The 12,148-nt window shown below is 44.5% G+C and carries 10 protein-coding genes; 6 read left to right on the forward strand and 4 right to left on the reverse strand.

From position 1 onward, the window contains the following. Positions 1–362: 362 nt before the first annotated feature. Positions 363–1,331, forward strand: coding sequence for an integron integrase (locus C7Y69_RS14195; RefSeq protein WP_126873150.1), 969 nt, complete (start codon positions 363–365; stop codon positions 1,329–1,331). An 89-nt stretch (positions 1,332–1,420) separates the two neighbouring features. Here C7Y69_RS14195 and fadA read toward each other — a convergent pair whose 3' ends face one another. Together fadA and fadB are read right to left on the reverse strand one after the other, a co-directional pair. Then, on the reverse strand, positions 1,421–2,584 hold the full coding sequence (gene fadA, locus C7Y69_RS14200; protein ID WP_013785548.1) for an acetyl-CoA C-acyltransferase FadA: 1,164 nt from the start codon (positions 2,582–2,584) through the stop codon (positions 1,421–1,423). 18 nt (positions 2,585–2,602) lie between these two features. Further along, complete coding sequence (gene fadB, locus C7Y69_RS14205) at positions 2,603–4,753, reverse strand: fatty acid oxidation complex subunit alpha FadB (protein WP_013785547.1); 2,151 nt, start codon at positions 4,751–4,753, stop codon at positions 2,603–2,605. Between the two features lie 448 nt (positions 4,754–5,201). Here fadB and C7Y69_RS14210 point away from each other — a divergent pair, with 448 nt between their 5' ends. The 3 genes from C7Y69_RS14210 to C7Y69_RS14220 all read left to right on the forward strand — a co-directional run bounded on the left by C7Y69_RS14210 (position 5,202) and on the right by C7Y69_RS14220 (position 9,738). After that, a complete protein-coding gene (locus C7Y69_RS14210) occupies positions 5,202–7,265 on the forward strand; it encodes a transglycosylase SLT domain-containing protein (RefSeq protein ID WP_260563520.1) in 2,064 nt (687 codons plus the stop codon). A 254-nt stretch (positions 7,266–7,519) separates the two neighbouring features. Continuing rightward, on the forward strand, positions 7,520–8,839 hold the full coding sequence (pepQ, locus tag C7Y69_RS14215; RefSeq protein WP_013785545.1) for a Xaa-Pro dipeptidase: 1,320 nt from the start codon (positions 7,520–7,522) through the stop codon (positions 8,837–8,839). 179 nt (positions 8,840–9,018) lie between these two features. After that, on the forward strand, positions 9,019–9,738 hold the full coding sequence (locus C7Y69_RS14220; RefSeq protein WP_013785544.1) for a ZIP family metal transporter: 720 nt from the start codon (positions 9,019–9,021) through the stop codon (positions 9,736–9,738). 4 nt (positions 9,739–9,742) lie between these two features. Here the strand turns inward: C7Y69_RS14220 and ispB are convergent, their stop codons facing one another. After that, entirely contained in the window at positions 9,743–10,717 is a 975-nt protein-coding gene (gene ispB / locus C7Y69_RS14225) for an octaprenyl diphosphate synthase (protein ID WP_013785543.1), read from the reverse strand. Between the two features lie 18 nt (positions 10,718–10,735). Beyond that, complete coding sequence (locus C7Y69_RS21595; protein ID WP_126873152.1) at positions 10,736–10,927, reverse strand: hypothetical protein; 192 nt, start codon at positions 10,925–10,927, stop codon at positions 10,736–10,738. Positions 10,928–11,495: 568 nt separating this feature from the next. On the opposite strand from C7Y69_RS21595, the gene rplU reads away from it, so the two are divergent. After that, positions 11,496–11,807 (forward strand): 50S ribosomal protein L21, encoded by a 312-nt coding sequence (rplU, locus tag C7Y69_RS14235; protein WP_013785542.1) that lies wholly within the window; start codon positions 11,496–11,498, stop codon positions 11,805–11,807. Between the two features lie 15 nt (positions 11,808–11,822). Continuing rightward, positions 11,823–12,080, forward strand: coding sequence for a 50S ribosomal protein L27 (rpmA, locus tag C7Y69_RS14240; protein WP_013785541.1), 258 nt, complete (start codon positions 11,823–11,825; stop codon positions 12,078–12,080). Positions 12,081–12,148 lie beyond the last annotated feature (68 nt).

Genomic DNA, 12,148 nt, shown 5'->3' on the forward strand with positions numbered 1-12,148 from the left:
TAAGGTAATAGCTCGAGAGCTATTATTGATAAACAATGTGCTGTGAACCGCTAGAGTATTAAAAAATGCCCAAGCCAAATGAACACACACAATCCCAGCTAATAAGTAAACCATAAGTTAGGTTTTCCTAGTGGCATATAACAATTTAGTGTACGGAAAAAATCCTTTATGCAAGGCGGAAAGTTTCCATATATCACCCAAATAATATTTTAACTTTCGCACGTAAGTTAACTTATATCAATATCCTACACTTTGTATCTGAAAACACTGTACTTAAGTACGGAATGTTTCCTTTTTATTTTACGGCGTACTAAAAAATCGTAATGCTGTATGTAATTACAGTTTAAATGTGAAAAATAAAAATGAAATCAATGTTTATGCAAATGGTGGTTCAACACATGCGAAATCACCGTTACGCTAAGCGCTCTATACAGCTTTATAGTGGGTGGATTGTTAGTTATATTCGGTTTCACAATACTAGGCATCCTGCCGAGATGGGAGACAAAGAAGTAGAATTGTTTCTATCTCACTTAGTGAATAAAAAGAATGTAGCACCGGCTACTCAAGCCAGCGCACTCAATGCGTTGGCATTTCTTTATCGAGACATACTAGAAAAGCCTCTTTCCTTGAGCCTTGATTTTGTTACAAGTCGCAGGCAAGCCAAGTTACCTGTTGTGCTTACGCAAGACGAAGTGGTTGCGCTTTTTGCTCAACTTCCTGCTCATTTAAAGTTACCTATTTCGTTACTTTATGGAAGCGGGTTACGTTTAATGGAGGCTGTGAGGTTGCGTGTAAAAGACATTGATTTCGACTACAACGCTATTCGAATATGGGATGGTAAAGGCGGCAAACATCGTGTTGTTACTTTAGCATCAGAGCTAAAACCTGGGCTTAATCGGCAAATAAGTGTAGTTGAAAGTTACCTTATTGCAGATTTAGATAACCCTAGTTACCAAGGGGTATATTTGCCTCATCGTTTGCGTGTTAAATACCAAAATGCGCCTAAAGAACTTGGATGGCATTATCTTTTTCCTTCTGCGCGTTTATCGGTTGATCCCGAGAATGGAAAAACGCGTCGACATCATATTGATGAATCAAGCATACAAAAGGCGATAAGAATAACCGCAAGTGCGTGTGGGCTTAAAAAGAAGGTTACGCCGCATACCTTACGACATTCATTTGCTACTCACCTTTTACAGTCGGGTGCCGACATTCGTACTGTGCAAACGCAACTTGGTCATTCTGATGTGAAAACTACGCAAATTTACACTCATGTATTACAACAGGGGGCGCAAGGGGTAGTTAGCCCGCTTTCCCGTGTTTTAAAATAGTCGTGTTTGCTCAAGCTGTATTGTGCTTTACGAACCTCATGCAACAAAAAAGGGCCCGAAGGCCCTTTCAATAAAACGTAAATAATTAATTACACACGTTCAAATACAGTGGCTATACCTTGGCCTAAACCAATACACATGGTGGCTAAGCCTAGCTCTACATCTTGCGATTCCATCAGGTTAATCAAGGTACCTGATATACGTGAACCAGAACAACCTAGAGGGTGGCCTAGTGAAATAGCGCCGCCGTTAAGGTTAATCTTGTCATCAAGATTGTCCATCCAACCTAGTTGCTTAATGCACGATAGTGCTTGGGCAGCAAAGGCTTCGTTGAACTCAGCCAGTTGAATATCGTCCATGCTAAGGCCAGCACGTTTTAGGGCTTTTTGTGTTGCCGGTACTGGGCCGTAACCCATAATAGCTGCATCACAACCTGCCACTGCCATTGAACGAATTTTAGCGCGAGGTGTTAAACCTAGTGCTTTTGCTTTGTCGGCAGACATAAGCAACATGGCAGACGCACCGTCAGACAACGCTGATGATGTACCTGCTGTAACGGTGCCGTTTACTGGGTCGAACACAGGGCGAAGTTGCGCCATGCTTTCAGCTGTGCTTTCTGGGCGAATAACTTCATCATGGTCAATCAGTTTAAGCGTACCGTTGGCATCATGGCCTTCGATAGGCACAATCTCGTTAGCCCAGCGGCCTTCAAGGTGTGCTTTATGCGCTAGCTGATGCGAACGTGCGCCAAACGCATCTTGCATTTCACGAGTGATACCATTTTGACGACCAAGTAGCTCGGCGGTCATACCCATCATGCCAGAGGCTTTTGCGGTGTACTTAGCAAGGCCTGGGTGAAAGTCGATGTTGTAGTTCATAGGTACATGGCCCATGTGCTCAACACCACCAATCATGTATATATCGCCACGACCGCTCATAATGCCGCTAGTCGCATCATGCAATGCTTGCATCGATGAACCGCATAAACGGTTAACGGTGACTGCACCTGTAGTACGTGGAATTTGGGTTAGCAATTGCGCATTACGCGCAATGTTGAAACCTTGTTCTTTGGTTTGCTGTACACAGCCCCATATAATGTCTTCAATTTCTGCTGGATCAACACCTGGGTTGCGCTCAAGTAATGCGGTCATTAGCGCGGCAGACATAGTCTCTGCACGAACATTTCTAAATACACCGGCTTTCGAGCGTCCCATAGGGGTACGAACACAATCGATAACTACGACTTCTTTCATTATTAGTCTCCTTGGGAATTAAGCGAAGTAAGATTTACCTTCAGCGGCCATCTTGCGAACGCCATCTGAAATTTGGTAAATCGGGCCAAGACTGGCGTATTTGTCGGCTAGTTCGACAAAGTTCGCTAATCCCATTGTTTCAATCCAGCGGAATACACCACCGCGGAATGGAGGGAAGCCTAAACCGTAAAGTAAGGCCATATCTGCTTCAGCTGCAGTACCTACAATGCCTTCTTCTAGGCAACGAATTGCTTCGTTAGCCATAGGGATCATCAAGCGTGCAATAATGTCTTGCGCGTCGAAGTCTTTGGTATCGGCTGTAATAGGAGCAAGCAAGCTGTATGCTTCTTCAGCAGCCACTTTCGTAGGCTTACCGCGCTTGTCTTTACCGTAGTTATAAAAGCCTTTGCCATTTTTCTGGCCTAAGCGTTTTTCTTTATAAAGCACGGTTACTGGGTCGTCGCCAATACGTGCCATACGCTCTGGAATACCTGCTGCCATAACGTCTGCAGCGTGGTCGCCAGTATCAATACCAACAACATCCATTAGGTAAGCGGGGCCCATTGGCCAGCCGAACTGTTTTTCCATTACTTTATCAACAGCAACAAAATCAGCGCCATCTATTAGCAACTTACTGAAGCCTGCGAAGTAAGGGAACAATACGCGGTTTACCAAGAACCCTGGGCAATCGTTAACCACAATTGGGGTTTTACCCATGCGAAGTGTGGTGGCCACTACGGCATTAATAGTATCTTCCGAGGTATTTTCACCACGAATAATTTCAACCAATGGCATGCGGTGTACTGGGTTAAAGAAGTGCATACCACAGAAGCGTTCTGGCTTGTCTAAGCTTTTCGCTAATTGGTTAATTGAAATAGTAGAGGTGTTAGAACAGATGATAGCGTCATCGGCCACTACGTCTTCTACTTCTTTAAGCACTATGCCTTTTACTTTCGGGTTTTCAACAACGGCTTCAATCACAAGATCTGCATCTTTAAGCGTGTTGTAGTCAAGGGTAGGCGTAATAGCGTTAAGGGTTTTTGCCATGGTTTTGGCATCAACTTTACCGCGCTGCATACCTTTACCAAGAATATTGGCAGCTTCGTTTAAGCCTAGGTCTAGTGCTTCAGTGTTAATGTCTTTCATGATCACTGGCATGCCTTTAACAGCACTTTGATACGCAATACCGCCACCCATAATGCCCGCACCCAGTACGGCATTAAGTTTTACCTCTTTTGTGGCAGCTTTAGCTTGTTTCTTACCTTTACTTCTTACTAGCTGGTCGGCTAGGAAAATACCAATTTGCGCTTGCGCTGCATCGGTTTTAGTTAGGGCAACAAAGCCAGCGTTTTCAAGCTTAAGTGCGCCATCGCGGTCAAGGCCTGCGGCTTTTTGAACGGTTTCTACCATTTTGTGCGGAGCAGGGTAGTGCTTGCCTGCTTGGGCAAATACCATGGCTTGTGCGGTAGAAAAACTCATCATAGCTTCGTTTTTATTTAGCTGTAATGGGGCTTTCTTCTGAGCACGACGTGCTTCCCATTTGAACTTGCCATCTGCGGCATCTTTTAGCATAGAAAGTGCGCTGTCGCGTAATGACTCTGGTGCAACTACGGCGTCAACGGCGCCTTCAGCAAGGGCTTTTGCGCCTTTTCTGTCTTTACCTGTGGTCATCCACTCTAGTGCATTGTCGGCACCAATTAAGCGAGGTAAACGTACGGTGCCACCAAAGCCAGGCATTATGCCTAATTTAACTTCTGGTAGGCCAATAGAGGCAGTTGTATCTGCAACGCGAAGGTCACAGGCTAGTGTCATTTCACAGCCACCACCCAATGCAAAACCGTTAATGGCAGCAACGGTAGGGAAAGGCAAATCTTCGAAGCGGTCAAACACCTGAGACGTGTTTGCTACCCAGTTTAGTACTTCGGCTTCATCCATCGCGAATAAGCCGGTAAATTCGGTGATATCAGCACCTACAATAAATGCAGATTTTGCGCTGCGTACTACTAAGCCTTTAACACCGCTTTCTTTAAGCAATGCTTGGGTTGCTTCATCAAGTTCTGTCACCGTTTGGCGGTCGAACTTGTTTACTGAACCTTCGGCATCAAATACCAGTTCAGCAAAGCCATCATCTAACAGACTGACGGATAAACTCTTGCCTGTGTATATCATTATCATCTCCTTCGGCGTTGGCCGGGATAGTAGTGTAGCAATCTAACCATTCGCTATAAGCGTATAAACCAAACATACATTCTGGTCGTACCACAACACTAATGCGTTAGGGTGGCTAGCTTTTTAACTAAACTTAAACAAAATATCAATGAAAAATTCAAACGAGCGTTTCAATTGTTAAAAATGGAGGTCATTCATCGAAAATCAAGCTTCATTTCAATAATAGTGCTTGTATAATGGATGCTATTGACGCAAAGCGCCAATCCAGCAAAACAATAATCTACAATCATGATGTAAATGGTTGTAAGTCATAATCATCAACGCTGGCACTTTTTACTTCTGTGGCACGGATCCACGCCGATAATTTTTCGGCTTTCACGCAAGCATCGTTTTATCATTACACCAACTCTGGTGTATTTGAATGCAACAAGGGGTAGGAGTTCACATTGTGTCGTATAAAGTAGGAATAAATTTTTTTCCAACTGCACTCGCATTTTTCAAGCAGTTGCCTTTGCATAAGCCATTGGGGTTATTTACGATAGTGGCTATTTCAAGCTGCCTTCAGCTAAGCCATGCGCAAGTTTCGCCGCTATTCCCTGATGACATCTACGCCGATGAGCGGGCACGTTTCTTAATTTTAGAAAAAAGCTTACGAACCCTACCGAAAAGACGTTTAGAAGATTTAGACGCAGAAATTTACGGGTTGGCGAATTATCCACTCTATCCGTATCTACTTCGTTTGCGATTAGAACGCACCATGTCGCTTAAAACTCAGCGTGAAGTAGAACAGTTTCTAGAAGATTACGCGGGGCAACCTGTTAGTTATGGTTTGCGCTATAGATGGCTGAACTACCTATCTTCTCAAGGCCACGAAAACGCGTTTTTAAGTAGTTATCGTGATGGCATGGGCGCTAAACTTACCTGCCAAGCCTTGGGTTACAAATTAAAACGTACCGACGATCCCAAACCTGTGCTAACGGATGTAGACCCTCTTTGGTACAGCGGCCAGTCGCAGCCCGATGAATGCGACCCTCTATTTGCAAAGTGGCGAAGCAATGGCCTCATGACGCCAGATAAAGTGGTTAAGCGTATTGCCATTGCAGCGAAAGAAGATAATCGCCGCATTATTCCTTATTTAAAACGCCAATTGCCCACTAGTCATCAGTATTTAGCCGATGCGTGGTCATCGGTATCACGTGATGTAAGTTTAGTTAACCGAACCCGCCTGTTTCCTTTGAAACACAAAAACAGCGAAGCTGAAATATTAACCTGGGGTATAGAAAAACTGGCGTGGAGAAACCCTAAAGCGGCAATAAAGGCTTACAATACCTACGCCCCGAAAAACATTTTCTCAGAGCCTGAATTACATATTATTCAACGGGCTATTGCCTTAAGCGCGACTTTAGATTTCTTACCTGAAGCCCATGAATGGCTAGATAAGGCCGATATCGCAGGTGCTAGCGATGATGTGAAATTTTGGCATGTGTCGTTTTTGCTTCGCGGCAAACAATGGCAGCGGGTCGTCGATGTGATTGATGCCGCCAGTCCTGAACTCCAGCAAGAGGAAAACTTCCGCTATTGGAAAGCCCGCGCGCTCGAAGAACTAGGGAATGTGATGCAGGCTACGGTGATGTATCAGCAACTGTCCACCGAACGCAATTATTATGGTTTTATGGCGAGTGCCCGTATTAATAGTCAGCCTAATTTGGCATATACGCCAGCGCCTCGGGTGCAAAGTGCGGTGCACGCTATTGCGAATACCCCCGCTACCCAACGGGCAACGGAATTTTACCGTTTAGAGCGTTCTACGAGTGCGCGTCGAGAGTGGCGCTATTTGCTATCGAATTTACCCGATTCACAAGTGACTGATGCAGGAGTGCTGGCTTACGAGTGGGGTATATACGACCAAGCCATCATCAGTTTCGCTAAAAGTGGTTATTGGGACGATGTTGAGCGTCGTTTCCCCTTGGCGTTCGAGTCACAATTTAGTGAAAAGAGTGAAACCTACGACGTATCAAAAGCGTTTGCGATGGCAATCGCCCGTCGTGAAAGCTCTTTCATGGTAGACGCAGTATCGCCGGTGGGCGCGGCAGGGTTAATGCAACTTATGCCAGGTACCGCGCAATACTTAGCCAAAAAGAAAGTCAGTCGACATACCTTGTTTCAAGTTGAGAATAATCTCGACTACGGTGTGCAGTATTTACGTTATCTAGGCGATAAACTTGATAATAATCCTGTATTGGTGTCGGCGTCGTATAACGCTGGCTGGCGTAAAGTGTTGGAATGGTTACCCGCAGGCGAAGCGTTGCCAGTGGACATTTGGATTGAGAATATTCCTTACAAAGAAACCCGTAGTTACGTAAAAGCGGTATTGGCTTATCAGTATATTTACGAGCATCAGCTGGGTGAAAATAAAAACGTGTTTCCGCAGCTTACCCAAGATGTTATTCCTTCATCAAGTGCAGTTAGCACCCACCCTGTAACGGGAACCTTGCAATTAGCGCCTCACTAGCGCAGATGTTTAACTAATGATACAAGCCGCTCGGTGAAAGCTAAGCGGCTATCGTGGTACACTATTCTCCTTTAAGAGAGCGTACTCAAGTCGCCTTAGAAGAGAAGCACACTTAACGACAATGGCTAATATTATTCACTTCTCGCACTTAGTGAAGCTAGCGTAGAACCAGCGTATTTGAAACGGCTGGTAACGCGTTGCTCATTGAAGAAGGCCAGTTAGCCATGCAAATCAAAAAACTTAAATGAGGTGTTATGTCAAAACATCAGGCAAGCTATCAGCAACATATCGATGAACTTCAATCTCGCACTCGTGAAGCACTTCAGCGTGAAGGGCTAGAAGGGTTAGTCATCCATTCAGGGCAAGGCAAGCGCTTGTTCTTAGACGATAACCATTATCCATTTAAGGTAAACCCACAATTTAAAGCATGGGTGCCGGTTATCGATAACCCCAATTGCTGGTTAGTGGTTAATGGTGAAGATAAGCCTACCCTTATTTTTTATCGCCCAGAAGACTTCTGGCACAAAGTACCGCCAGAGCCACAAGATTTTTGGACCGACAGCTTCAATATTATTTTGCTTCAACAAGCCGATGCTGTCGAGAAACACCTGCCTTACGATAAGCGTGGTTTTGCTTATGTTGGGGAATACATTGAAGTAGCTAAAGCATTAGGGTTTGAAAACGTAAACCCAGATAGAGTGCTGCATTATTTGCATTACCAACGGGCGTATAAAACCGATTACGAACTAGAGTGTATGCGTGAAGCAAACAAGCTGGCGGTAGCAGGGCACAAAGCGGCAGAGCAAGCCTTTATTGAAGGCAAAAGTGAATTTGATATTAATTTAGCGTACAGCGCAGCGTGCCGCCAAGGCGATAACGACGTGCCTTACACAAGTATTATTGCGCTAAACGAACACGCGGCAATTCTGCATTACATGCAGTGCGATACCATTGCCCCAAAGCAGTCTCGTTCTTTCTTAATTGATGCAGGAGCAAATTATCACGGTTATGCTGCTGATATCACCCGAACCTACAGTCAAAACTCGACGCTATTTTCAGACCTTATTCAAGCCGTGGATAAAGTTACGCTAACCTTGGTAGATTCGCTTAAGCCAAGTGTCGCCTATACCGATATTCATTTGCTTGCCCATGCAGGTATAGCTCAAATCCTACAAGACACAGGCATTGTGAATCTTCCGGCGGCAGATATTGTTGAACAAGGTATTACGCGAACGTTCTTCCCTCACGGCATTGGCCACTTTTTAGGGCTGCAAGTACACGATGTAGGTGGTTTGGTAAATGACGACAGAGGTACACCTAAGCCTGCCCCTGAAGATCATCCTTTCTTACGTTGTACGCGCATGATTGAAGCGCGCCAGGTGTTTACCATCGAGCCTGGTTTGTATTTTATTGACAGCTTGCTCAGAGACTTAAAAGCCACCCCAGCGTCGAAATACATCAATTGGGATACGGTAGATACGTATCGTCCATTCGGTGGTATTCGCATTGAGGACAATATCATTGTGCACCGCGATAAGAACGAAAACATGACCCGAGATCTTAATTTAAAATGATCTCATCGCCACGCATCACTCTATGATTAATAGCGTTAGGCTTAAAAATTATAGATGCGCTCAGCGAGAACAATGAAAAAAGGCAGCAACGTTGAGCTGTCTTTTTTTTATGGTTATTAAGCACTTTACCAATAGTGTTAGGCTAAGTAATGGAACGACTCAAGGCATAGGGAGCAAACATGCAGCAACCCGATATTCTAAATCTCATTATAGTGGCAACCTTAGCTGGCCTCGCTATGCCTGCTGGTGCGCTCTTATCTAAGGTAAAAGGCTTCCGTCCTAAGTGGTTAGAACAAGAATTGCGTCACGGTATTTTAGCCTTGGGGGCGGGTGCGTTAATTTCAGCGGTAGCATTAGTGTTGGTGCCTGAAGGTATCAAAGACGTATCGGTTTTAATGGCGTGTAGGTGTTTTGTCGGCGGGGCACTTGCCTTTATGGCGTTGGATATTTATCTGGCAAAAAAGAAAACCGCAGGAAGCCAACTTGCCGCCATGTTAAGTGATTTTGTGCCAGAATCCGTAGCGCTAGGCACCACTGCCGCATTAGGTGGAGGTACTATGTTGTTAGGCGTGTTAATAGCAGTACAAAATCTACCAGAAGGGTTTAATGCTTATCGTGAAATGACCCCAGCAAACAAAAACCGTAGTACTAAGCTTATTTGGATTTTTGTATTGATGAGCTTACTTGGCCCAATAATGAGCGCAGTAGGGTTTTATTATTTGGCAGATTTCCCCGTCATCATGAGTGGCATTATGCTATTTGCAGCAGGGGGAATTTTGTATTCAGTATTTCAAGACATAGCCCCTGGTATTCGCATGGAAAACCATTGGTTACCCCCCTTAGGCGCAATACTTGGCTTTTTAGTGGGGCTGGTGGGCGCTATGCTTGAAGCGGGTTAACGCACTAACTAGTGCGTTCTACCGAGATATGAGCAAGAGCAATCAATGCCTCTTTGTAAGGTGAATCTGGAATAATAGATAAACTATCAATAGCCATTTTTACTTCGTTGTTGGCGCACGTGCGGGTGTAATCGAGTGCCCCAGTGCTTTCCATGATTTGTTGAATGCGGGTAAGGTGAGGTAAACCGTTGCTTTGCTCTATGGCATCGCGAATAAGGGCTTTATCTTCTTCACTGTCGGTATTCCACATTGCATATAGCAAAGGTAGCGTAGGCTTTCCTTCCGCTAGATCATCACCTGCGTTTTTGCCCATTTCATCACTGTCGGCCATGTAATCTAGAATATCGTCGGCTAACTGAAAGGCGGTGCCTAAGTGCTTGCCGTATTCTTGCATGGCATGCTCTACGTTTTCTGGTTGGTCGGTTAATACCGCTGCCAGTTGCGTAGCCGCTTCAAACAAGCGGGCGGTTTTACCGTAAATTACGTCGAAATACCGTGCTTCTGTGGTAGAGGCATCGTTGCAGTTCATTAACTGCAATACTTCACCCTCGGCAATTTGATTGGTTGCTTCAGATAAAATGTCCATAACACGCATGCGTTTTAAACTTACCATCATCTGAAATGAGCGGGTATATAGAAAGTCACCTACTAACACTGATGCTTGGTTACCAAATACGGCGTTAGCGGTTTCACGTCCGCGTCGCATGGTCGATTCATCTACCACATCGTCGTGCAACAAGGTGGCGGTATGTATAAATTCAACAATAGCGGCGAGGGTATGGTGGTCAGCATTTTCAATGCCCATTGCACGTGCACTTAACACGGTAAGTAATGGGCGAAGGCGCTTACCGCCACTATTAACAATGTAGAATCCCAATTGATTAATAAGTGCAACGTCAGAGTCGACTTGCTGTTGAATCAAGTGGTTAACCGCTTGCATATCATCGTTTGATAGCGCGCGTATTTGATTTATATCCATTGGCATGGGCGTAAAAACTTATTCATTTCTTAGGCAATTATAGGGGCTGATTGTACCTGAATGCGCTGTACTATCCACCCAATTAAACACATTAGCCACCCAATTAAACACATTGGCCACCGAATTAAACGCATTGGCCACCGAATTAAACGCATTGGCTACCGAATTAAACGTATTACCCAGCCAATTCAACCGAATCGCAGTCGACATGTCTTGAAAAGGTCACGGTGAACATATCTTCGGGAATTGCACAGCCAATTATCAATCAGTCGTTAATATATACTTAATATACTTACGTTAAGTCTCATTATAGGTGCTATCACTCAATTTTGATGTGAAATGTGTATTTTCAGAAATATTCTTTTTGCTAGCTGCGAAGTTCAGATCAAAATGCTACAATCTCGGATCTGTTATTCGATCGTTTTGATCACGGTGATTTAAAGGCGCGGTTTATGCGCGTTTTTATGATCAGATCGGCGCGGTTGGATCGTATTCGATTTTCCATCTACAGATAACGCATTCCATGCTTTTATTAGTTATAAATGCTTATCGAATTTGGCGGTTATCATCTCGAATTTTACCGTTTGTCCATTTACTTAGCGCTGTTTTCTAAGTGTGACAACGTGCATTTTTGGGTGAATTCACGCAAAAATTCACCCATGTTGGAAAAATAATCTACTTTTATCAGAATCGGGGTTGTGATTTGCGGATGTTTCACGTACAATTCGCGCCCTGTTTTTTGAATTGATTGCGTCAGTGACGCAGAGCGGAGTTAACTATGTACGCGGTTTTCCAAAGTGGCGGTAAACAACACCGTGTGGCCGAAGGCCAAACCGTTCGTCTAGAAAAAATCGAAGTTGCCCCAGGTGACACGATTGAATTCGACAAAGTTTTAATGGTAAGCAACGGTGACGACGTAAAAATCGGCACACCAAACGTTGCTGGTGGTAAGGTGACTGCTGAGGTGGTTACACACGGTCGTGGCGATAAAATTAAAATCGTTAAGTTCCGTCGTCGTAAGCATTCACGTAAGCAGATGGGTCACCGTCAGTGGTTCACGGAAGTGAAAATTACTGGCATTAACGCTTAATAGGAGCACGAACACATGGCACATAAAAAAGCTGGTGGTAGTACCAAAAACGGTCGTGATTCAGAGAGTAAACGCCTAGGTGTTAAACGCTTTGGTGGAGAATCTGTTCTTGCTGGTAACATCATTGTTCGTCAACGTGGTACTCGTTTCCACGCTGGTGACAACATGGGTATCGGTAAAGACCACACGTTGTTTGCATTAAAAAGCGGTAAAGTTCAGTTTGATGTTAAAGGACCGAACAACCGTAAATTTGTAAGCATCGTAGCAGAGTAAGCGCCTTAGCTACTCGCCGAACAGGCTTAGAAAAACCCCGCGCTTGCGGGGTTTTTTGTTTTATGGAA

The sequence above is a fragment of the Alteromonas sp. KS69 genome, from assembly GCF_003989595.1.
Lineage (GTDB): Bacteria > Pseudomonadota > Gammaproteobacteria > Enterobacterales > Alteromonadaceae > Alteromonas > Alteromonas naphthalenivorans.

Bases quoted from the DNA above. Each gene is read 5' to 3' on its own strand.
- C7Y69_RS14195 (WP_126873150.1), top strand. From the start codon at position 363: ATGAAATCAATGTTTATGCAAATGGTGGTTCAACACATGCGAAATCAC.
- fadA (WP_013785548.1), bottom strand. From the start codon at position 2,584: ATGAAAGAAGTCGTAGTTATCGATTGTGTTCGTACCCCTATGGGACGC.
- fadB (WP_013785547.1), bottom strand. From the start codon at position 4,753: ATGATATACACAGGCAAGAGTTTATCCGTCAGTCTGTTAGATGATGGC.
- pepQ (WP_013785545.1), top strand. From the start codon at position 7,520: ATGTCAAAACATCAGGCAAGCTATCAGCAACATATCGATGAACTTCAA.
- C7Y69_RS14220 (WP_013785544.1), top strand. From the start codon at position 9,019: ATGCAGCAACCCGATATTCTAAATCTCATTATAGTGGCAACCTTAGCT.
- ispB (WP_013785543.1), bottom strand. From the start codon at position 10,717: ATGGATATAAATCAAATACGCGCGCTATCAAACGATGATATGCAAGCG.
- C7Y69_RS21595 (WP_126873152.1), bottom strand. From the start codon at position 10,927: ATGTCGACTGCGATTCGGTTGAATTGGCTGGGTAATACGTTTAATTCG.
- rplU (WP_013785542.1), top strand. From the start codon at position 11,496: ATGTACGCGGTTTTCCAAAGTGGCGGTAAACAACACCGTGTGGCCGAA.
- rpmA (WP_013785541.1), top strand. From the start codon at position 11,823: ATGGCACATAAAAAAGCTGGTGGTAGTACCAAAAACGGTCGTGATTCA.